Below are 22,982 nucleotides of genomic sequence, written 5' to 3'. Positions count from 1 at the left end.
TATTGCCTCCTGGGTAACTGAATCATTAAATGGTATAACGAAAAGTTTTTGGTGCAAGGATTTGAGGTACTTACAACAGATGGCTAAGTTTATTTATCGAGAAAAAATCCATTTTTACGTTTAGCCAATTTAATTACAGATATACCATCCTTTGTGTAACCACTAACAAGTCTACTATCCATAAATTCTTTGAAACTTTTCAGTAATTTGGGCAAGGTATTCTCTGCTTGTTCCCAATCAGATTCGTGCAATTCAAAAATTTCACAAATGGCACTAGGACCTTTTTCTAATGTCACAAAGGGGAATTGACGTTTTGGAGTTTCAAGACCAGCAAGCTTTATTACATAGAGGTAAAAAACTGCTTGAATGTCATAACTCAATTCGGCGAATTGATAAGCCGCTACAGCTGGGTTGCAGCTACGTGCAGTTTTAAGATCAACAGGTAGCGTCGTATCTCCTAGGAATGATAACCAATCAGTACGGCACTTTAATTTTAATCCTGTAACAGGATCTGTTACTAAAAATGTTACTTCAGGGACGCCATTTTTGAATAACTTTTGAGCAAATTTATTTCTAACCATACCGGCATGTAAAGCTATAGCTTCTTTAAAGTCACTAGGTATTACAGGCAGCTTTAATGGTTGATTAACCAATTTTCCAGTTTTAATGACAGATACAACGGAGTCTGCAGTAATTGTAATATCTTCATCGGTTAACTGTTTCGAAATTTCATTGAAACACTTGCTACCAATATTATTTTTTATATGTTGTAGCTGTCTAAAGTCGAAATACATTCTAGTTGATGAAGGAATAACGCTTAGCCGTTCAGCTTTATCTCGGATAGTGCCCGAAGTTTTTACTTTTTGTTTCTCACACTCTGCCTTTAAGTCTGCACCAGTGTGCATGTCTATTGGGTAATCCTCTGGATCGATTAAGATAAATCTTCGCTTAGCTACGGCCTCACTGCCTTCTAACACTAATTCGTGAGTAATATCGCCAACGTCAAAATGCTTGCTAATTGAACTGGTCTTTTTAGTGTCTGATAAATATTTTTCAAAATAGTGAGAAGATGAATTTATATATGTTTTAAAGTGGCTACTCCCGTAAGCAGTTAATTTATGGTAAATATCACTTGGCAAATCTAAATAAATACCATCTTTAATGCTGCCATTCTCATCTAAAAAGTTGGCCACGCCTGATTCTGTGTATGCAGGCATCGCTAGTGAATTTAATGCTTTGCTTAATTCAGAACGAATATGAATAGGCTTTTTATTAATTACGTTGATTTTAATCTCAGGTTTATTGTAAATATTAGCTGCAACTAAGAGTTGTGGGTCAGAGCATTCTAAATCGTTTGATTCGACTGAATCGTGCGATGGGCCTGTATATGTTGGATTGAAAAAGCCTTCAAAAATTGAACTCATGTTGATAAACCTAGAAGTTATTTGATGGTTTTATTACAACATAGAATATTTCACGCACAAGTAATTGAGGGTGGTTTTTTTGTAGTGGCAGGCAAAAAAAAACCTACCACTGTGGTAGGTTTTTAGTCATGTGAAGCAGGGCAGTCCTGCAAGCAATGGTCATTACTTAAAGAAGTTGGTTGGTTTACTTCTCCTGGTTACTGCTTTGTAACCTATTCACGCGACAATCGACATAGATATTCTTACACATCCAACGGGAAATGCAAATAGATTTTTTGTTTCAACACATTTTGTTGTATAGTAAGAGAATTCGATTATATCTTGAGTTCTAGTGAATGATTAACAAAGCAATATTTAAATATTTCCTATATTTTTCAATGGCTGGTGCATGCTTTCAATCAATTGCGGGTTCGGAAGATGTTGCAATAGATGCACTGCTAGATGCAAATAAGAGTAATTCTAAATCTTCTTCGTTAATAACTACAGAGGTTAGAACTGTATTCTCGGATGAGGACATAAAGAAGGCCCTTTCCGTTTTGGATACAGTCGATTGGTCCCATGCCTTGCCAGTACGTTCTCTTATGATGGTAAAAACTAAAGACGGTGAGACTCTTTTAGCCTCACCAGATGGGCGACTTCTTATTAAAGGTGGACTTATTCTTGATGGTTGGAATCGTCGGCAAATTTTAACTGAAGCAGATGCAAAAAATTCCTGGAAAGCTCATTTATCAAGTTTCGGGATTACTAGTGGTGATCTCCCAATCTACTCATTTGGTTTAGATAAGCCTGATTTTGACCTTTATGTGTTTGTAGACTCACTTTCAAGTGAAGCTAATACAATTTTATTCAATCAAATCAGAAGTCTTTCTAACAAGTACAAGTTTGGATTAGTTTTAACTCCAATTGCTCAAGGAAAATCGTCTGGTGCAAGGGGGAGAGATTTATGGTGCGCTAAAGATCAGGGTCAATCTATAGAGTTGTTGATGTCAGGTGATGATACGGCAGAAATAGAGACTTTAGAAAATTGTGATACTTCAAAAATAATTAAGGTTATTGGACTTTCACAATTCATGCAGATTCAACGACTGCCATATTTAATTTCAGCGGATGGCACCCATAAACAAGGTGCTCCATCAAATTTAGACCAATTTATTCAATCCACTACAGGTAATAAATAATGAATAAAACATTACTAGCCTTGGCTTTGGCATCAACGTTGTTATCTGGTTGTTCTTCTATGTTCGAGGTTGGTGAGGAGCCAACAGTTTGTCCAATTACTTTGGACCCAGGTATTCCGTGTACATCTACACGCGAAGCTCTTGAATTAACGGATTCACCCGATGGCATTAGTCGTGAAAAAGCGCGTCGTATGGCTTTGCACTCAAAAGAATCCCATGACCATGATCATCCTGATATCGAAAATGAAGCTGCTGCACCGGTAATTCAACATCCACCGGCTTACGATTATCAGCAAATGAGTCGGGCGTATGAGAATACCCAAGATCTAAATAGAATGCTTCCTGCGCCAGAACCAATTGCAGTTAGAAATCCACCGAAAATGCTTCGAGTGGCATTTGCACCTTGGCAAGATAGTTTCGGCCGTTTACAGAATGTAGGGTACGTGTATTCAGAAGTAGAAGAGCGCAAATATACATATGGCAGAGAAGCGTTTAATTTGCCAGCCCAAATTACACCGCTAAGCATTCGTCAAATAAGTCTTGAAGATGAAAGACGGATGAATCAACAATCACAAAACGGCTTAGGGATTCAAACTAGGGCTCCGAACGCTGCTGATAAAGCTGCCGAAATGTCAGGAACTGATCAAACGCCTGGATTTACAAAAGAGACGTTTAATCAAATCCGAAACAATTAATACTGGGTGCTAAATATGTTTTCTCATACTACGTCAAATTTGTTATCCGCTCACAAATACAGTGAGGTTATTCATGTTCTAGATAATATTGTAAACGATGAAGGTAAACATCTAGGCTACTTATTAGATGGTGGTTTTTTAGGTAATACCTATTTATGCCCTCCGTTGTCCGGTGCATCTATGAAATTATTAACTAGTTTAGATAGTTTATTTCGTCGTGAGTATGCGGAAAATAGCTTTTTACAGATATCACTAGTTGCCTCTGACAATATCTCAGATCAATTAGATGCCTATCATCAAATCCGTGGTCAAAGGATGAAGGATGTAGGCGAACTTGATATGGATGAGCAGGGGGCACATGCTGCCGAATTTTTAAAAAAACTCACTAGAACAACATTGCCTGGCCCGAATATGGATGGTGTACCTCTAAGGCATTTTGAAGTATGGGTAACTATTAAAAACCCTATTAAAAAACAAGTTCCAACTCAGAGTGAGATAGAAACGTTTGTAGAGCAAACCAACCAACTACAAGAAACTCTTAACCAATTGATGGGATACGCCATTTCAGCTGAACCTGAAATATTTTTGCATAGAATGCAAATGATCCATAACCCATCAAAAGATGCAGTTTGGCGCAAAGGTGTGAAGGTAAAAGGTCGTCAAGGCTGTTACCGCCCGACTCAGCCAATAAAGCACCAATATCTAGAAATAGGTTCTACATTAGAAGTTAAGCCATCATCATTAGTTTTCAAAAATGCAGATGGTACAGAGCGACATGTTAAGAGCATTAGTATTCAAGAATATGCTGAAAATGCAAATTTTGGTGACTTACATGAATTAGTAGTCGATTGGATTGGTGGTAAAAGTGCCCTGCAGGGGAATTTTACCATTAACTTAAATGTTGAGTTTGCTAAAGCAAAAATTGAAAAGGTATATGGTGCAAAGAGAACAGTAGCAAAGCAAATCGGTGAAGGTCCATGGGCACGTTGGATTTCATCTTTGAAATATGGGCTTCAAGATTTTGAGTATTACGAACATTACATGAATGCTGAAAAAGCTCAGCATTGCCGATATCATCTTAATTTTCAAGTAATGGCATCGTCAGAGGAAAGGCTAGAGAAAACAACAAGAAATTTAATCACACGCATTGACGCTCGTGGTTGGAAAGCTATTGAAGACAAAAATATAATGTTATTAACTTGGTTAAGTTCATTACCTCTTGGGCCTAATACCAATATTGCAGATTTCATAGAGCGTTATGATATTTTACCAAGTAATTTGCTTAAGTTTTTTGTTCCTATGATGGCTAGTTGGCGAGGAAACACTACTCAAAAGCCTGTTATGACATTCGTAGGCCGTGATGCTCAGCTAATGATGTTTGACCCTTTTACATCAGAGACAAACTATAATTTATTCATTACAGCTACAAGTGGTAGTGGTAAGTCATTTTTTGCAAATAATTTGATCGAAGGTTTACTTAGTACAGGAAATATTAAGTTATTAGGAGATTGTAAGGATAGATTTAATAGTCCTGTATATGATGAATACTCTCAAGATAAGCCATATGATGGTGGTCGTGTTTTTGCAATCGACTCAGGTCGCTCATATGCTAAATTAGCCGAACTAGTGGGAGGGCAATTCGTAGAGGTTATTCCTAATGAATTGTTTACATACAACCTTTGCCCATTTAAGACCATTGAAGAAGACTTTATTAATGAGTATGACTCAAATGATGGCTTAGTCAGTAGTGAAAGAAGCCCAATTGGACCGCAAGGAGAAATGCTACTCAATATATTAAAGCTGATGGCATTTCCAATGGGAGAGTGTAGTAGTTACCAATTTTCTCAGATGTCTGTGATTATGTGTCGAGTTTGGAGTGAAAATGGTACTGGTGGTTCAATAGATATTTTTGCTGATTTGTGTGCAGAGCATGAAGATAAACGTATTAAAGAAATCTCAGACCAGCTCACGCCATGGTGCCGCAGCCGCAAAGGTCAGCATGGCTGGATGTTTAATCAAAATAAGCCATCCATTCAATTTGAAAAAAGTTTCGTCGTTTTAGAACTCGATGCGCTGAATGGTTCAGATCAAGTTAAAGCTGTAGCAATCATGTTGTGCATTCAACGTATACAGCAAGAAATGTTTAGTCATGAAGAATCTAAAGCGTCTATAAGAAAAATGTTCCTTCTAGATGAAGCTTGGGAATTGCTTAAAGATGATAAGAGTGCGGATGTTCTAACTCGAGAAGTATTAAAGACATTGGCGAAATTCCTCGAATCTGGATGGCGACGATTCCGTAAATATAACTCTTTGGGTTGCTGTATCAGTCAGTCAATTCGCGATGCTACTGAAAGCCCTGCAGGTATTGCAATGGCTAGTAACTCGGCGCATATGATGTATTTAAGGCAAAATGAAGAAGAGCTCCAAGCATTCAAGGCTGAGGGGCGCTTTAGCAACCAAACCGATTTTAAACTGTTAGAGAGCGTCCATACTAACCCTCCGTATTATTCAGAGGTACTAATTAAGACAAATGGTTCGCAAGAGATTGGCCGCTTATATTTATCTCGAGCAAAAGGTTTATCTTATAGTACAAATCCCGTAGACAAAAATCGAATCAATAATGTTATGGCTCAAGGAAAAACACTTTTTGAGGCTTGTCGTATAATCGCTATTGAAGAAGGTCATGAATCCGAAGGGGAAGAAGAATAGAAGATGTGATGCCCTAACAATGTTAGGGCATCACATTTATTTAACTGCACAGTCATAAAATCTTTGCATACTACTTTCACCTACACCCTCATTCAAAAAACTATCACAGTGATAAAATTTTTGTGGCATTTTACTGATAAGGTTCATGCAGTTAAATAAAACATAGTATTGGCCGAAAGTTGGGGATGCACCCACTCTAATATTGTCATATGCAAGTTTAATTAAATCCTGGTCAAGTGCTTGTTTCGTTAAATTCGACTTGTCGGAAAATGATGCGATTAATAACGCATTGTAAATTCCGGCGGTTGCATCAATGCTATTGGTTGTAGTTTCGGCATTGTACGGGTTAAAATTAGCACCTTGCCGGTATGCATCATCAAAATACCGATATTGTGATGCTACACTAGAGCACATTTCGCTGTCGCTTGTTATTTCGCTGGCGTTAAGAGTGCAACTTACTGAAGAAACAAAACCAATTGCTATCATCAGTGTCTGTATTTTTTTCATTGATTTTGCCCAAGATTGGAGTAAGTTTTTATTATACACACTTTGTTGGAGCGTAGTAGATAGAGATGGGAATTAACAAGGAACGGTTAGAGCTTGAACTTTCATGCACTCATTATGTCAATGTAGGCTTATTAAACCTTGAAAGTGAATCATTGCCATCACCACCTAGATTATTAGTTAGGGCACTGGATTTATATTCATGCGAAAACAAAGATATATCTGATTACATCGCGTTAATACAATCTGATCCATCTACCTCTTTAAGGGTTTACAAGCTTGGTTATTCAGTAATGTATTCGACACAGCTTGTTAGTAAAAAACAGCCGGATCTAAAGGCTATAGCTATTCGTCTAGGCATAGCATCATTAGAAAATCTCGTAGTTTCTTCATTAATGGAACAAAGCTTCCAATCAAACTCAAAGCATGCAAATTCGTTATTATTTTCTGTGTGGGGAAAAAGCATCTTTATAGCTAAATCATTAGAGTTCAATGGTGGCGATTACCTTACAGGACTTTTATGTCAAGTCGGTGTCTTACCTATTTTGCATGAGCTTGAGAAATCACAGACATATGACTTAGACATTGACGAAACTGTGCTTGTAGATGCTATTTCCGTTTTGACTCCTAAATTGTTGAGTATTTGGGGGTTCAAAGCTTTGTCATTACAAGTAGCTGAATTACTAACGGTAAGCCAGTTCAATAAGAAGTCTTTGAATGCCTACGAAATTGCAGTTTTGAGCTACGATGCATTTAAGGCTGACTCAGACGACTACCTCTTAGGTTTAGGTCTTTCTGAAAGTGACAAATTAAAAGTAGAATCGACAATTGTTCATGCTTCTACTTACTATAAATCATTGACCCAAATTTAAATTTTCGAACTTCCTTGTAGCATTTGAATTCTATTGTAAGTTAGTAGCTATCAATGTCTCGGGGATCTATATGCTCATACCAAAATCACTAAGAAATATTGGAATTAAGGATTTGTGGCAGATCCCAATGGTGATGCCGCAATACACTAATAATATGAATGTTATTAGTGATTTTCGTTTGTTCTTTGATTGTTTACATACCGATTCAAAAATATTGTGCTGCGGGATTTTATCTAGCTATTCTGAAACAAAATACATGCCTAATAAAGCTTCTTACATTACCGTTCAAATATTGGATGTTAATGGCGTTTCTTTGCAAGCTAATGTTTTTGGGACTAAAGAACTTCTAACATCAATATTTTTAGATAGTAGGAAGGGCGATGTTGTTCATATGAGCGGTAAACCTTTGTTTCAACGTGGCGCTTGGTTGTTACATAATGCTAAGGTGCTTGACCAGGGCCAGCTATACAGAATACACACTAATTATGTATTAAATTATAAAAATAAATCGTTACCTACTAGCTCAATTAACTTTATAACTGAGCATATAGAAACATCGATTCCCTTAACATGTGAAGCGTTCACGAAGTATTTTAAAGTAAATCACAAAAATCGAAACAAGATCCTAAATGAATTCCTAGGGGTTCCAGTAGGATTGACTTTATCTCAAATTCTTAATGAAATTCACTTCCCAACCGATGTTACCCTTGCCCTTGAGTATCAGTGTTACATAGAAAAGCTTGCAGCCCTGCTTACTGCAACAGAGGTAAGAAATTCGGCTTTAAAATGGGGCGTGACAAGAAGAAGGATTTCAGCTGAAACTATCCAAGATCGTTCAAAGCAATTAACATTTGCCATGACCAAAGAGCAATATATGTGTACCGAACAATTAGCGCAATTGTTCGATTCAGATAAATCTCAAAGGGCAATGTTGATTGGTGATGTAGGCACAGGGAAAAGCTGTGTTTTAGAAGTTCTTGCTGCATCCTTTTGCGATGCGAATGGCCGTGTAGCGTTCTTGGCACCATCACAGAATTTAGCTCATCAATTATATGGTGAATTAAAGAGTTTTTTTCCTGATCTAAATCCTATGTTAGTAACTGACGGTTTTAAAGTTACAATTCATAACTCCAATGCTACTAAGTTATGGGTAGGTACAACATCTTTATTATTCCAAGATTGGCCGGACCCTTTTGATCTAGTTATAGTCGATGAGCAGCAGAAATATTCAGTTGATCAACGTGAATTACTTTGTCTCGGTGGCGGTCATTTACTTGAGTCTACTGCAACTCCAATTCCTCGGTCTGCGGCTTTATTAAAGCATGGTGTTATCAATCAGTTCCATTTAACAGAGTGCTTTACTGATAAAACTCTGATCTCGACAATACATTATTTAAATGATAAAAAATCACTATTTAAAAGAACTTTCGAAAATCTTAAACAAGGCAATAAGTTACTGGTTATTTGTGCTTTGAAAGTTGATAGTGCTTCTGAAGTCATGTCTAACACAACAAGTGCAGAGAAAGCTTATGCCTCTTGGATTCAGTTTGTCGATAAATACAGTCATGATCTACCCTCGGGGATCGGGGTAGGGATTAGCCATGGAGGTTTAAGTCACGAAGCTAATGTTAAAGCTATTAATGATTTTAAAAGTGGCCTAATTAATATTTTAGTTTCAACTACAGTTGTTGAAACCGGTTTAACGGTTCCTAATCTGAATCAAATAATCGTATTAAATCCAGAGCGCTTAGGGTTGGTCCAACATCATCAATTAAGGGGGCGTTTAGCTCGATTTGGAGGAGTTGGTTTTTACGACCTATATTGTGATCAAGGTTTGAAAGATAAAACATTATCGAGGTTAGAGTTAGTATGCTCATCATCATCTGGATTGTATTTGGCATTTGAAGATATCAAGCAAAGAGGGTTTGGGAACCTTTCAAGCGAAGTAAAAACAACGTCAAAAGAGCAAAAAGGTGAGTTTAATAGCTTTATATATGGAAAAAAAATCAGTCCGGCTACATTAGGGCTAGCTGTAGAGTTTTCAGCTTTTTGATTTTTTAATTGGTCCACACATCAATAAGGTTTTAACTTCTTGCTCCATTCAAACCCTCTGTGTAATATGTAACACATTACATTATAGTTGTTAGAGGGTGTGATGAACACTTTTGAGTTAAAAAAAACAATTCTTCAATCCGCAATTTTTGGTGGTGCACTATTTTTGTCTGTATCAAGTGGTATTAAAGTTGGCTTGGATAATCAAGGCGTAACTTCTATTGCCCAAACATCAAAATCAACAAATACTGATAGCTTTGATGCGAATTCGGAAGGAGTACCTAAAACGCTGCAGAATTTACTTGATAAAAGTCCTAGAAATAAACTAGTTGATTCTTTTGAAACTACCGAATCTGGTGTGGTTGCTAAAGGGTGGTTAGTTGATTTAGGTGGTACTCAACAACTCTACTGGAGTTTTGGTCAGTTTGTAGTGGCTGGAGCGCTGGTTGGTTCCGATGGTATAAATCTGACTGATAAATTTATATCTGACAAAGCCCCAGGATTAAGCCCTGACTTATGGCTTCAATTAACTTCCGCAATGCATGTCCAAGCGAGCCCAACGGTTAACCCAAATGACGATAATGCATTATATATTTTTTATGAACCTTTTTGTGGAGCTTGTTCAGCCCTTATGAATAGGTTAGTACCTTTGATGCTTAACAACGAGCTAGACGTTAGATTAATACCTGTCGCTTGGTTGAGTCCAGATTCCCCTGGTGCCATTCAAGCACTTGTTGATGGAAAATCTGAAGCATTCGCCATTCATGAAAAACTGAAGCAGAGTGGTAAGAAAGTCCCTACTAGAGAAGTGACTCCGCAAACGAAAGCGGAAATAATCAAAAATGGTGATTTAATGTCAGCGATGGGTGTTACTGGTACTCCCGCTGTGATTTATAAAGGTGATAATGGAAAAGTTATTAATTTAGGCGTGGCTACTGACTCTGAGTTGAGCGAAGCTATTCGGTCTATCAAGGCCCGAGGGTAATTTAAATTGTCACTGAGCCGATTGTTCTTTTTATTGTGTGTTATAGCCCCCTGTACTTCGGTATCTTTAGGGGCAGTAGCTAACGATTTGCAACTGAACAAGGTTTTATCTGAAACTAGTGCTGGTGGAGTTCTTAATATTGAGCTTATTCGTTATGCCAATGGCTTGAGGAAAATGTTAGCCGATCAAATTGATGTTCAGTTAGAAGGTTCTCAGCAGATAAAAGCGAGTTCAAATTGCCTTGATTTATTAGGTTATGAAGATTCGATGGTAGATAGCCTTAAAAACAAAATATTCAAAAGTCTTATCGTGAGCTTCGATGATATGGACAGAATTGACCATGTAGCCCATATAGAGCGAACTATCATGAATACAGATAATTTGCTTGACTCACCCTCATTAGAAGACTGTTCTCTTGAGTCACAACAATTAGTTAATTAATCAAATTTTCACCTAGTTAAAAGCCATGCCATATTATTTAGCATGGTTTTTTTTGTTTTTATTTTCAAATTCTGTGTGTTATTCACACAATGTCTTGGTAACTTAATCTTGCATGTATTATCATGTGTGTTGGATTTTTTAGTATAGCGAGGCTTGGATGAGATATCTCCAGTTAATGACGGGCGGCGTGGTGGCTTTGGCCATATGCATGAGTCCTGTAGTAAATGCAGTTTCAGGTATTACGATTACAGGGGAACTGGTTGGGAAATCACCAGATATCGTCCTTCCTAATGTCGCTGATACAATCGCAAACGTTAAGCAAGTTAGCTTTAAGGCCACTCAAGGAGGTGGCGCGGGATGCGCTTTAACTTCATCGGTGGATTTAGCAAAATCGCATGTTCAAAAAAATGGCGATTTAATGTGCTTTTTTGAATGGGTACTTCCTCCTGGGTTAACCTCAAATTTAGGTGTTGCCTCAGGTTACTTTGATAATTATGGTGAGCAGCAGATAGGCTACAATGTATCTATTTTTAGTGGGTCTAATCAGGAAAAGATTCTTGTACAGTCGGGAACGATGAGTGTTCAGGTGGCAAAAGCTACCATGCCATTAATTATCGATTATTCCACTGTTGTTTCATCTGGGACTAAAAATGGTAAGTCTGTAACCTCATACAGTAGAAATGATATTTTAAAAAACGTTAAAGTCTCCGTAGAACCTAAACCTTATTCGCAAAGAGTTCTAATCAAATCGATTGGTAGTTGTGATGTTGCAGAGGGGGCTGGAAGTTGTTTGATCAGCGCCAATTCTGTAACAATAAGTAATAATGATTCTATTCAAGGTATCCGTTCATTTGAAGTTGAGGCTGATGCATCAAATGGATATTTCACCGCACAAAAGACAGTCCCTACCGATTTATATGATTTAGGTTGGGATTACCGTTCACCTTCCCTAAATAATTTTAATATGCAGGCAGTTAGTGCTGGTAATGAAAGGCTATTAACAATACCAGTTAATGAACAAACAATCGTCGTTAATAATGAAAAAGCAATTTTAGTTGTTGATACACCACATCATGGGCTAGAGGGGAATTGGTGGCACCCAATAGCAACTCTTAAGCTAAAGCCTGACCCATCATACAAACCAACATTACCAACATATCAATTAGGTGGTGATGATATGTTGAATTTGGCAAAGCTAATTTCTTTGCCAACTGGTGAAATGTTACTTAATCCGGTGAATACTACACAAATAGATAATAAGTTCATCTTTGAATTTTCAATTAGCAATGTGCCGGATGGCGTTTATTATTCAGTTGCAAACATTAAAGATGGTTATGGTAATACCTGGGAAGGAAACGTTTTAGATTCTACACCTATAGATCGCTATCCTCCTGAAATTCGTGTTTTTACTACTAGTGGTCAATCATTAAGCCCTTCAGATCCTGTCTATTTCTTTGATGAAATTATCGTCGCGGCAGTGGATTCTATGTCTGGTGCGGGTGAAGTTATTTCTGCTACGGTTAACGGGAATAATGTATTAGGTCAAAGTGTTGCTGAAGGGTTTGAACACCTCAAGCATTTAAAAAGCGCTGAATATGAAATTTCTCCGAATCAAGACCTTACTCTCGCGTTGGTAGTACAAGATATAGCAGGAAATAAGTCTGCAGCAGAATTACCCATAAGATATATGCCATTAGCCTGGGGTTTGGAAGATCGCTCAGCAACTTACAAACGTGCAGTTCAGAAAATTAGCTTCCCCCTAAGGCAAACATTTGGCCCAGGTTGTAATATTTATGAATCATTAGATGAAGCCCGTTCATCGACAAACAATTATGCATATAAATGCGGTGTTGAGTGGGTAAGCACACCGTCTGGCACCAGTGGGTCTTGGGATAAGCGACTTCAGATGCTTATGGGAGCCTTTACCAAAACTAATGATTCTACCACCGATAACACTGCCTATTACAATGTGTGGATGATCAACCAAAATGGTGTTGAGTCCATTGCATATCGTGGTGAACAAAAAATTGATGTTCAAGAGCCAGATAAACCATTATTAAGTATTAACACATACCGTGAATATAAGCCTGGCATTTTCCTCACTGGGGTTGATGGCGGCTATATAACATCCACAACGGCTGAGTTTGATAATGGTGATCTAAGGTATGAGATTGATACTGACTCATCAAACACTATTTATGAATATTCACAAACTGGGTACGTTGCAAAGCAAGCAAGGTTATCTAGGTCATTAACTGTTGATGCAGCACCACTTTGGACTGATAGAACCGTTAAGTTAAGTGCAACCTTTCTTGGAGATAAATCAATTTCGACGGAGAAATCATTTAGAGTCATTCATGCTCCAAGTTCAGCAATAACCGCATCGCTTGTGTCTGGTCAGGTTATTCAAACTAACACGAATATAATACCAACTGAACTTTCTATTGGTGTGAGAAATCTAAGAACTAGAGAAATTACATTCGACAGAGCAACTATGGGTGACTGGACCGCAAGGTTAGCTACAGAGTCAAGAAATAGGGATGGCTCATATGAGTATCAGTATCTATCGGATGCCAAAGATATTGATGATAATGGTAAAGCATCTTTTGATATAGATTTGACCAGTTATAGTATGGGAGGCTATCGTTTCCTCACTATTCTTGAGTCAAAGTCACCCATTCCTGATTATTCAAGGACTATTAAATCAAACTTAGTATTTTTCCAAGTGTATAAAGGTGGTGAAATTGACGGCGATGCGCAGATTCGACGGGTTGCTGGAAGATCACCATTTGCTGCGCAAATGCTATTTGTTCCAGATACCAGCGAGGACCGTATTTCTAAAGGTAACGTCAATTGGGAAATGAGCCGTGATAACGGGGCGACATGGGCAAACATAGCAGAGGGTAAAGACTATTTAGTTAAAGTATTAGCAGAGGAAGGTTTATACCAATTCAGAGCTAATGTTACTAATAAGTATACCGGAATTACCCAGTATACTAGTTATCAAGAAGTTCTTGTATACGCCTTACCGGAGTTAAAAGTAACAGGTGCTAAAGCCTTACACCCAGGCGAGCTAACAACCATAAAAGTTTTTGACCATGATACACCTGCGGATACAAGTAATGCGGAGATCGAGTGGTCGTTAGATAACGGAGTTACTTGGGAATCAGGTGAGAATTCACTTGATGTTGAAATGGGTAATGAAATGATCAGGTTGCAAGTACGAATGGCGTATAAGGGTACAGAGCTTGCTGAAACCAAACGCTGGTCTTACGTTAAGCACACTGTCCTTAAGGCGAGACCCTTACCTGTGAGAATCATTTTCAATCAGCCAAAATGGATGGAGAAGGATGTATCTTATCCACTTAATCCAACAGTTAGGTTAGTTGATAGTGGTACACCTACAATAATTAAAGGGAAGTGGAAGGTGCCTGATGGGACATACATTGATGGCCTGGAGCTGAATTACACCCCTTCGGATGATGATGTTATTAATGGTAGTGGTCAATTTGAGTTTCATGCTTGGGCAGAGGGCTATTACTCAGAAACTTTGTCTATTAATAAGTTCAATGTCAAAATGTGGGAATATGAATTTCCGAAATTTGAAATTAATGGTGGTGCAAGAACGTCTTATGCTCCAGCATCAGGTTCTGTTTACATACCAAATCCATTGAATTTACCCCCATCAATATCACGTATATCATACAAAACCGTCTGGTCGGTGCCGTCAGAAATAGAGGTGATTAGAGAGACGGAAAAACAGCTGGTATTTAATGTAACCTCATCGGGCCAGCACCAAATAAAAGCCTTGATTTCAGATGATAGAGGTAATAGCAAAGAAGTAATGATGTACGTTAGTGTAACTGATGCGCCCGAACCAAATCTGACAATTGACCCGCGCTTTAGCAATAATTTAATGCGTGAGCCTCTAATTGTTACAGCAAGGCTCAATGGGTCTCTAGGCCACCCTCTGGACCGTATTAGTCTAATTGAGTGGGAAGTCGATGGGATTAAACAGCAGCAAGTAGGTGGCTCTATTATGATTAGAGACTTAATGGCTGGTAATCACAACATCACAGCTAATGTTGAAACTAACTATGGTATTAAACGCTCGTATACTTTTCCTCTTTCAGTAGTTAAAAACTTAGCTCCTACGTGTGATGTAGAAGCTAAGGACTATGCATCGATTATTCGTTTAGATATTAAATGTAATGATCCAGACGGACGTATTATGCGTTATGAATGGGAAATTGATGGAGTTGTCCTGCCTTATGCAGGTTCTTACATTAACGTAAGTAAGACTGCAGGAAATAAATCGAGAATTGTGGTTCGAGGGGTAGACGACTCGAATGCATATTCCAATTCTATTGAACGTATCTATTCATTCTAGTAATGAGAGGCTAACATGAATGAAAAATTATTATTAGAAGCGCCAGACGTTTCTAACTGGTTGAAAGTGCAACTTGAAGAGACTAAGCGTCGTGATATTTGTGATTGTATTAATGATCTGGAATTATTGCGTTTGATACTGGAGTCTAGACTTAACAAATTACAATTGAAGATACCGAATTAAACTTAAAACCCCATTAAGGCCAGCAATCATTTGCTGGCCTTTTTATTTCCTTCTTTTAAATTGTCTCACTAAGTTTCATGAACATTAGTCTTTGTTTCTAACTTGCAATTACAACGTTGTGCGTATAGCATTGCGGTATTATTTTTATTCTGTAAGAGCTTAACCTGCGATGAATTATGCAAATTTATCTAGCCCCATGGTTTTGAAGGAAAACCAGAATAGCAACAACACTTTAAAGCCAATGAGTTGGCTCTGGTCTCGTGTTTACCTACCTACAATACTTGTTATAGCTCTCACGGCGCTGTGTTCCTTATTCACAATAAACTACAAGTTAGTTTTCGTGGGTAATTCTGATAGATGCATACCTGGATGGGTATTTGTTGTGAAGAAAGGGGCTCAGCCTAAGGCTGGTGAGTTAGCAATGGTTTTATCTCATGAAACGGACATCATGCCATCTGGAGTGAAAATTATTAAATTGGTGGCAGGTGTAGGTGGAGACACCGTTAAAGTAGATAAATATAAAGTGATTAACGGTAAGAAGGTCTTTTACGCGTCATTGGTTGAAGCGGCCCTATTCTTAGAAAAAAACACAGATGATTTAGTTGGCGATTTTGAAGTTCCAAACAGCTCTTATTTCATGATAGGTACATTTCCTGGAAGTTATGATAGTCGATTTTTTGGTCCAATTTTAGACAAACAGGTGGTAGGTCGTGCATATCTCATTATTTAAAATTACTACTATATCAACACTTATTCTCATAAGTATTCAGGCTACGGGGGCTAATGAATCTGTTAATCATATTAGTAGTGGCGAGTTAAAGCCGAAATCAACCTACCAGTTTACTGAACAAGATTTAGATAACATTAAACGCTCTAAGGCGTTAATGGACCAAGCTCGGGGTGAAATTGAAGCGCCTAAATCAGACTTACCAAACTGGGCTACATCCGGTGAGACAGAAGTTTCAAAGTGGTCTACTGATTTTGAAAAAATGAATGCCGAGGCGAATGCTATTCGAAGTTCAGTTTTGGGAGTTGACCCAAATTTCAGACCCAAAGATCTGCGTTCGAATCAGCAAAATAAAGAGAAAGGTATTTTAGGGCCGAATGAAGAGTTAATTTTGTTCGCTAGTTTTAATATGCCAAAACAGGTTCTACGAAACATGCTGACCGCAGCTAGCCATGAAGGTGCCGACGTATCAATAGTGTTTAGAGGTATGCGAGAAGAAGATACCGCTATTAATCAAACATCATTAGCGATCCGGAAAGTAATCGATGATCTAGGCTTGTTAACTGAACCAAACGTTAAAATGGACCCGAGATTATTTTATCAATACGGGATCAACAGTGCCCCTTCAATGGTTTACCGCAATGGTAGTAAAACAGTGGTAGCTGCTGGGTTAGAAACATTTGAAACTTTTATAGAACAATCCAGAAGCCTTAATTCAGGGGGTGATTTAGGTTCACTATCAGTAAGCTATGCCATTAAGGAAGTAGACGTCATTGAGGTCATAAAAGACCGTTTATCTGGTATCGATTGGGAACAAAAGAAAAAGGACGCTACGAGGCGTTATATCGCGAGAAATACGAATTTCAATTTACCTGAATTGACAAGCGAGAGTGATATTCATTACATAATCGACCCAAGAGTCAGATTTACACGGGATGTTAAATCTAAGGATGGTACTCATTTTGCTTCAGCTGGAGAAATTGTTGACCCAACACAATTAATGGACCAACAGATAACGATGTATGTACTCGATTCCACAAGTGAAAAACAAAGGGAATTTGTAAGGGAACAACTTAATTCTGATAAATCGATAGGGTTAAAGCATGTATTAATTAGCAAGTTAAAAGCAAGCGATAACTTTGAGCCCATTAAAGATATGCAGCATTACTTCAATCAACAGGTATTTATCCTACAACCAGAAATGTATGAGAAATTTAAACTGGAACACACACCGGCAAAGATTCAAATCAAGAAAGGCATCATTCAAATAACTGAATTTGGTACTAGGTCTTTACTGGGGTTACAGCAAGAGAAAATCATTCATGAATCATAAATTTTATATAAAAAGGCTGTTAACAGGAGCCTCGTTAGCTATTTTGATAGGCATGAGTTCAATATCTCATGCGGATGATGCTGTTTGTCCAGATGCTAATTATTTTCAAAATTTAATTAATAAATTCTGTTGGAGCTGCACATTACCGTTCAATCTAGCAGGGTTTTCATCGGAAGTGCCTGATGGAGCAAATACCGATAGTTTTTGCTCTTGTTCTGATGCTTTAGGTGTACCGTCTCCAGGGGTTGCACTTGGGTATTGGAGTCCAGATCACCTGATAGAGGTTAGTCCTATTCCTTGGTGCTCGCCAACACTAGGCGGTACACTTATGCAAGATGACTTGACCATGATGGGAATCCCCTCATCCGGTGGCGGACCAAGTATTACAACAATGTCAGCACTACACTATAATTACCTTGTAAACCCCATATTTAAAATGCTTGGGATGTTTTTGTTACCTGAGTGCGATACAAGTCCAGGGTTCGTAGATTTAGATATAGCGTATATGTCGATTCTTGATATCACTTTCTATAATTCACCACTTTCTTATTTATTTACACCAGACGCAATCCCAATAGCTAACCCAGCAGGCCGTTCTGTTTGTATAGCAGAGGGGATAGAGGCTTCTGTTTCAGGTTCATCAAGTGAAGATGCTTGGTTTTGCGCAGGGCTGGACGGTCACCTATACCCTTTAACAGCATTTATAACCGCAGATAGTAATTTCATAAGAAACACGCAGCTTATAGCAACCAGAGCTTTAGCATCGCTTCATCGTAGAGGTATAGCTAGAACAACTTTTGGTAAAGACGCTATGTGCCAGCCTCACTATGACCCGATGATCCCTAGATCACAATATAAGCTTTCCATGATGTTTCCGAGTCCTGAAGCTAATCCAGCTGCAGCTGCAGCAAATGCTCCTGATGGTAAATCTGATGGTTCGTGGGATGAATGTTGCCATCCATTAGGGATGCCAACAATGTGGTGGGCAGCAGGAAGAAGTTCTCCTGGGCAAGGCAAAGATATGCATGCCGTCTATTCCATTTTTAGGTACACAGATTGTTGTGTAAGAATATTGGAGTAGAAAATATGATTAATAATGAAGACTCACCAGTATCACTGGCAAAAAAATCAGTTACTTACTCAGTAATTACGATGTATTTGTTTAACTTATTAACGATTTCCTTTGTCGTATATTTGGCGACTAGGAGTTTTGATTTAGAAGCGGCAATAACAATGCCGGTGCCTCTTGAATATTCGTGCCCAACAGGTATGAGTTTAAGTAATGGGGTTTGTGTTAAGAGGCAGCAAAAACCGTCGGAATTCTCATGTTTAACGCCAGGCTTCGTTTTGACCAACCTCAATGGAAAAGCCATATGTAGAAAGGTGGAAACCAGAAACAGTATAAATCAATGTGCCAATGACGGTACAAACTGGATAGATACTCAAAGGGCATGGGACTTTAAAGATCCTTTGTATCCACAATTCTGCTCAGCAAGGCAATCTGCATCAAATATCGCATCTTGCGGTACTAAATATAAGGATGCTTACTCTAATGGTGTATGTTTTAAGTTAAGTTCGCCCTTAGGAAAAACATGCCCCGAAGATGGAGGTCAAGCTGAAACCATAGAGTTAACGTGTCCCCAAAGCTACCAGAATTTAGGTTTATGTTCAGCTGGTGAGACTCAAACTCAAATGACACCAGACCAAACCTGGTCATTAACTAACAGTAACCAATCTTGTTCTCGGACGCTATATGAGACCGCAATAGAAACTTGTGACAGTGGGTATCAGATGGCAGATGTTGGAGTTTGTGAGAAAACCACTTCAGCTACGCCAGTTATAGAGTGCCCAACTGGATATTTTCAAGATGGTTCACAATGTCAAATGGGTTCACTACCCTCATGTGGTGTAGGCGAAAAGTATAAAGATGGTGGCTGCATTACAGCTACAGGTGAATATAGTTCTTGCGTAGCCGGAAAAGAGTTAGATCCTTTTACGAATCTTTGTATTGCTTCTAAGCCTGCACAGCCGGACTTTGATTATTACACTCAGATTGGTTTAGATATGGGTAAAAGCGCAGTGTCTGCAGTGATGTTACCCCAAAATAATGCTAATGGTGGCTATGATCTTCAAGCTAACTCCGTAGATCCAACTAAAGAAAACGTAACCTTAAATTTAGCGCCACAAGAAGCTCTTGGATTAGATTCTAACAATGGATACCCAGTATCTACAGCTGATACATATCAAAACCAAAATAATCAAAGCAAATCGATTAAAGAGTCACTGGAGCGAAATCTGGCATATGGGCAATCAACCCCATTAGTCGGTTCAAACCAAGAAGAAACTAATGATCTTCAAGATCATAGTGCTGTGGCCTATTTGACATTGATGGATACTCAAAATCTAAATCCACCGCAGCAAATAGGCTCAGATGCTGCTTTTTTGCAGCAAGGGTTCTCGGAGGTAGATGCTGTTAGGAGTGGCGATGGTGGCAGATTTTTCGGTGATTGTAGTCAGCAAATGGTTGACTATGAGGATATAACTGATGGGTCGTTAGTCAAAACGGTGCAATCCTGTTTTAAACCAAATCGCAATAATTTAAGTTCATGTGTAAAGCAGCGGCACATAACACCTCCAAACCAATTGGCCATAGAAGGGTTCGATGCTGCAAGTATGTCTTTGTGTGGGCCAAGCTGTTTGCAAGTAAAATTTGGGGTAGAAGAAGAGCATGCTTTAACTGACAAAGGCGATAAATGTCATATTTATAATTGGGGCTCGACATTTAAAATTAATCCAGATTGGAAAGTGACGAATGCTGTATTGGTAAAGAAGTCATGGGAAGATCACATGATGTTAACCATTAACAATGTAGAGATTGCGAAGCATGTATACGGCACGTTCCCGTCAGGCTTTCCAACGACAACAAGTAATTGTGCTCAAGGAACATATTATAAAGAGTTAAACCCAGAAGATATTACAAATAAAGTTAACCAAACACTAACAACAGATAATCGTTATGTAGATATTAATTTTAAATTAGCTGTTAGTGATTATGGTGCTGGCGAGGTAGTTGTTCAGTTTAATTTTGATAAACCGATAACCGATGATTGGTCTGAGGAAATCGAGGAGTCACCGGAGGGGTGCGAAGCCGCAATATCAACGCCAAATTCTTTTTGTACAGCGTCAGATTGGGTATGTGATGCAAGGTTAGATTCAAATCTAATTAACGATACAAAAGTAATAAATTTATCTGAAGCTCAAGGTAAAGCTGGTGCAACAGAAATTGGTGCATTTGGCGATGCGGTAATTGTTGTGATGCGAAGAGATTTTGAGCCTACCCCTTCAACAGGTTATAACACTAACTGTGGCCTTATTATTCAAACTACGGATGGTGATATCGATGCCAACGATGACGATGGATTAAGTATTTGTGAGGATGTAATAGGTTTAACTACTTACCAATTCTATCGGGGGCCTGCTGTTAAAGGTATTAAGCTAAATAAAGTGTTACCTGAAATAAATAAGTGGACCGCTTTTGCAGTTCAGTTCAATGAAGACGGTCATAGTGCGAACTTTTACGATAGTGAGGGTAACAAATTTACTTCCTCGACATTAATTAATGGGAAGTATGACAAATTAAAATTAACACGGTTTAACTTTGGTCGAGGTTCCTCCGACCATGATTGGGCAACAAGAGCAACTGATCCACTATATATTGCTTACTGGGATGTATTGCCTACTCCAACAGAAGCAGAAATTAGACAAAAATTAAGCGAAGTCGAATCAGAGTATAAATTAACTAACCTTGCCCCATTATTTCCAGGCGATGAAGGTCTTACACCCTGTATGGTGGCTCATATGGAAGATTATCAGTGTGATCCATTAAAAGGTCAGCGATTACCGCTTAGTGGAGGGACAGTTGGGTTCTCTGATATCTTAAATATGCCAGATAGCTGTGAACCTTTAGATAGAAATTCAAGATGTGTTTTTGATAAATCAGCTTGTGCTAGTGGATGGTTAGATGGCACGACAGGTATGTGTTACGGCTGGGATATTAGCTATACCTGTGAAACGGGTACACAGGTCATAGTCAACAAATCAAAAGTGAATGATACCTGCTTCAGTGATGCGGAATGTATTGGTACAGATTGTGCGTTCAAGGCTGATGAGTCGAATACGGATTTTGTTCAAACCGCCGCTATGTATGCAGCAATTAATGAGTTAGATAATGACCGTGCCTGTTCAGACCCTAGCGATCCATCTACATGCCAGGTATTCGTCGGTAAAGAAGATTATTGCTCTTGGGACCAATTCAAAGTTAATGATTGTTGTTCGCTAGCAGGAACAGATACGGCCGCGAATTTATTTAGTGGCAGTAAGACGCTATTTCAAGCTGGTCAATATGCAGCAACCGCCGAAGGTCCATTCACAGATATGTTTATGAAGGACAATTTTGCAGCCAAAGGCTGGGATATGGTTAAAAGTGGCTGGGATTCTGCTACTGAATACATGAGTGGAGTCACAGACCCGCTAGTAGAAAGTGCCACGGAAATCGCTACATCCTTTTGGGACACTATTTCGCAACCACTAGTATCTTCTGCGGAAGCTGTAGCTGGTAGTGCCTCAAGCACAATTGCCACAGAAGGGGGCGCAGTAGCAACAAGTTTCTTTGAGGATGTATCTGCAGCTGTAACAGCCGCGATGGATAGTGTCTATGAGTATGTATATGAGTTGATGCCAGATGCCATGCAGCAAGCCGTTCAATCAGCAGCTACAGCGTTAGGTGCAGAAGGAACAAGTGAAGTTGGAGCTGAATCGCTTCAATATGTTTCTGAATATGTAGTTAACGTCCTTGGTTTTGTCATGTTCCTGTACACAATGTACCAATTGTTGCAATTGGTATATAACTTACTTACGGCATGTAAGGAAGAAGAACTGGAAATGCCGACAAATCTAAAAGAGCGTAAATGTTTCTTGGCTAAGCACGTACCGTGCGAGAAAACATTAGGTGTTTGCACTACAAAAGCAAGAAACGAATATTGTTGTTTTGCATCAACTTTATCTAGAATAATAATGGAGCAAGCCATTGTTCAAGTTGGTTCAACACCACTGGAATGGCATGATAATCAACAGTGTAGAGGCTTCACATTAAGTGAATTAGCCGATGTCGATTTTAGTACCATTAATTTTGATGAGTGGATTGGCTTAATGGTGGAGTCGGGTACTTTCCCAGAAGACCTTAGCTTAGAAAAGTTAACAGATGATGATGCGCCTGTTAATAACGAAGGGAGAGATAATAGTATTGACCGGATGGAAGACAGATTTCCAGGTAATACAGGTGTAGAGTTAAGAGAGTTGTATAACTCTGGGTCAATAGAAACCAATATAGATTGTAATATTTTCCCAAGACCGGCACTTTGTGATGTAGGTGTAAGTATCCCCAATCCACCTTAACACAATTAATAGTGACTAACTGAAAGTTAGTTAGT

The 22,982-nt window shown here is 38.6% G+C and carries 15 protein-coding genes; 13 read left to right on the top strand and 2 right to left on the bottom strand.

Annotation, left to right across the window (positions count from 1 at the left end; translation table 11 throughout):
* Positions 1 to 89 precede the first annotated feature (89 nt).
* On the bottom strand, positions 90 to 1,424 hold the full coding sequence (locus tag AC19MV_RS17135) for a PD-(D/E)XK nuclease family protein (RefSeq protein WP_498309083.1): 1,335 nt from the start codon (positions 1,422 to 1,424) through the stop codon (positions 90 to 92).
* Positions 1,425 to 1,759: 335 nt separating this feature from the next.
* Here AC19MV_RS17135 and AC19MV_RS17130 point away from each other — a divergent pair, with 335 nt between their 5' ends.
* Genes AC19MV_RS17130 through AC19MV_RS17120 form a run of 3 tightly spaced genes read left to right on the top strand, consistent with a single transcriptional unit; the run spans position 1,760 to position 6,006 of the window.
* Positions 1,760 to 2,602, top strand: coding sequence for a thioredoxin domain-containing protein (locus AC19MV_RS17130; RefSeq protein ID WP_498309081.1), 843 nt, complete (start codon positions 1,760 to 1,762; stop codon positions 2,600 to 2,602).
* Complete coding sequence (locus AC19MV_RS17125; protein WP_498309079.1) at positions 2,602 to 3,297, top strand: TraV family lipoprotein; 696 nt, start codon at positions 2,602 to 2,604, stop codon at positions 3,295 to 3,297. The genes AC19MV_RS17130 and AC19MV_RS17125 overlap by 1 nt, the downstream gene beginning before the upstream one ends.
* Positions 3,298 to 3,312: 15 nt before the next feature.
* Positions 3,313 to 6,006: a TraC family protein gene (locus tag AC19MV_RS17120; protein WP_498309078.1), complete on the top strand. Its 2,694-nt coding sequence runs from the start codon at positions 3,313 to 3,315 to the stop codon at positions 6,004 to 6,006.
* 36 nt (positions 6,007 to 6,042) lie between these two features.
* On the opposite strand, the gene AC19MV_RS17115 is transcribed toward AC19MV_RS17120, so the two are convergent.
* The gene (locus tag AC19MV_RS17115) at positions 6,043 to 6,513 is read right to left on the bottom strand and encodes a hypothetical protein (protein ID WP_498309076.1); all 471 of its coding nucleotides are present in this window, start codon (positions 6,511 to 6,513) and stop codon (positions 6,043 to 6,045) included.
* A 65-nt stretch (positions 6,514 to 6,578) separates the two neighbouring features.
* On the opposite strand from AC19MV_RS17115, the gene AC19MV_RS17110 reads away from it, so the two are divergent.
* From AC19MV_RS17110 to traN, 10 genes are all read left to right on the top strand, one after another.
* Positions 6,579 to 7,382, top strand: a complete 804-nt coding sequence (locus tag AC19MV_RS17110; protein ID WP_498309075.1) for an HDOD domain-containing protein — start codon at positions 6,579 to 6,581, stop codon at positions 7,380 to 7,382.
* A gap of 70 nt (positions 7,383 to 7,452) precedes the next feature.
* Entirely contained in the window at positions 7,453 to 9,435 is a 1,983-nt protein-coding gene (locus AC19MV_RS17105) for a helicase-related protein (protein WP_498309073.1), read from the top strand.
* Positions 9,436 to 9,537: 102 nt separating this feature from the next.
* Positions 9,538 to 10,419 (top strand): hypothetical protein, encoded by an 882-nt coding sequence (locus tag AC19MV_RS17100; RefSeq protein ID WP_498309071.1) that lies wholly within the window; start codon positions 9,538 to 9,540, stop codon positions 10,417 to 10,419.
* A gap of 6 nt (positions 10,420 to 10,425) precedes the next feature.
* A complete protein-coding gene (locus AC19MV_RS17095; RefSeq protein ID WP_498309069.1) occupies positions 10,426 to 10,860 on the top strand; it encodes a hypothetical protein in 435 nt (144 codons plus the stop codon).
* 208 nt (positions 10,861 to 11,068) lie between these two features.
* Complete coding sequence (locus AC19MV_RS17090; protein WP_498309067.1) at positions 11,069 to 15,250, top strand: Ig-like domain-containing protein; 4,182 nt, start codon at positions 11,069 to 11,071, stop codon at positions 15,248 to 15,250.
* Between the two features lie 15 nt (positions 15,251 to 15,265).
* On the top strand, positions 15,266 to 15,433 hold the full coding sequence (locus AC19MV_RS17085) for a hypothetical protein (RefSeq protein ID WP_498309066.1): 168 nt from the start codon (positions 15,266 to 15,268) through the stop codon (positions 15,431 to 15,433).
* Between the two features lie 169 nt (positions 15,434 to 15,602).
* Positions 15,603 to 16,163 (top strand): S26 family signal peptidase, encoded by a 561-nt coding sequence (locus tag AC19MV_RS17080; RefSeq protein WP_498309064.1) that lies wholly within the window; start codon positions 15,603 to 15,605, stop codon positions 16,161 to 16,163.
* Positions 16,144 to 17,493 carry a TrbC family F-type conjugative pilus assembly protein gene (locus AC19MV_RS17075; RefSeq protein WP_498309063.1) on the top strand — a complete coding sequence of 450 codons (1,350 nt, stop codon included), beginning with the start codon at positions 16,144 to 16,146 and terminating at the stop codon, positions 17,491 to 17,493. The genes AC19MV_RS17080 and AC19MV_RS17075 overlap by 20 nt, the downstream gene beginning before the upstream one ends.
* Positions 17,483 to 18,574 carry a TraU family protein gene (locus AC19MV_RS17070; protein WP_498309061.1) on the top strand — a complete coding sequence of 364 codons (1,092 nt, stop codon included), beginning with the start codon at positions 17,483 to 17,485 and terminating at the stop codon, positions 18,572 to 18,574. The genes AC19MV_RS17075 and AC19MV_RS17070 overlap by 11 nt, the downstream gene beginning before the upstream one ends.
* A complete protein-coding gene (traN, locus tag AC19MV_RS17065; RefSeq protein ID WP_498309059.1) occupies positions 18,553 to 22,947 on the top strand; it encodes a conjugal transfer protein TraN in 4,395 nt (1,464 codons plus the stop codon). Before AC19MV_RS17070 ends, traN begins: the two co-directional genes overlap by 22 nt.
* Positions 22,948 to 22,982: the final 35 nt, after the last annotated feature.

The sequence above is a fragment of the Shewanella sp. MF05913 genome (genome assembly GCF_059758095.1).
The sequence above is the reverse complement of the archived record's forward strand: the minus strand, read 5'-3'. Positions and strand labels throughout refer to the sequence as shown.

Bases quoted from the DNA above. Each gene is read 5' to 3' on its own strand.
- AC19MV_RS17135 (WP_498309083.1), bottom strand. From the start codon at position 1,424: ATGAGTTCAATTTTTGAAGGCTTTTTCAATCCAACATATACAGGCCCA.
- AC19MV_RS17130 (WP_498309081.1), top strand. From the start codon at position 1,760: ATGATTAACAAAGCAATATTTAAATATTTCCTATATTTTTCAATGGCT.
- AC19MV_RS17125 (WP_498309079.1), top strand. From the start codon at position 2,602: ATGAATAAAACATTACTAGCCTTGGCTTTGGCATCAACGTTGTTATCT.
- AC19MV_RS17120 (WP_498309078.1), top strand. From the start codon at position 3,313: ATGTTTTCTCATACTACGTCAAATTTGTTATCCGCTCACAAATACAGT.
- AC19MV_RS17115 (WP_498309076.1), bottom strand. From the start codon at position 6,513: ATGAAAAAAATACAGACACTGATGATAGCAATTGGTTTTGTTTCTTCA.
- AC19MV_RS17110 (WP_498309075.1), top strand. From the start codon at position 6,579: ATGGGAATTAACAAGGAACGGTTAGAGCTTGAACTTTCATGCACTCAT.
- AC19MV_RS17105 (WP_498309073.1), top strand. From the start codon at position 7,453: ATGCTCATACCAAAATCACTAAGAAATATTGGAATTAAGGATTTGTGG.
- AC19MV_RS17100 (WP_498309071.1), top strand. From the start codon at position 9,538: ATGAACACTTTTGAGTTAAAAAAAACAATTCTTCAATCCGCAATTTTT.
- AC19MV_RS17090 (WP_498309067.1), top strand. From the start codon at position 11,069: ATGAGTCCTGTAGTAAATGCAGTTTCAGGTATTACGATTACAGGGGAA.
- AC19MV_RS17085 (WP_498309066.1), top strand. From the start codon at position 15,266: ATGAATGAAAAATTATTATTAGAAGCGCCAGACGTTTCTAACTGGTTG.
- AC19MV_RS17080 (WP_498309064.1), top strand. From the start codon at position 15,603: ATGAATTATGCAAATTTATCTAGCCCCATGGTTTTGAAGGAAAACCAG.
- AC19MV_RS17070 (WP_498309061.1), top strand. From the start codon at position 17,483: ATGAATCATAAATTTTATATAAAAAGGCTGTTAACAGGAGCCTCGTTA.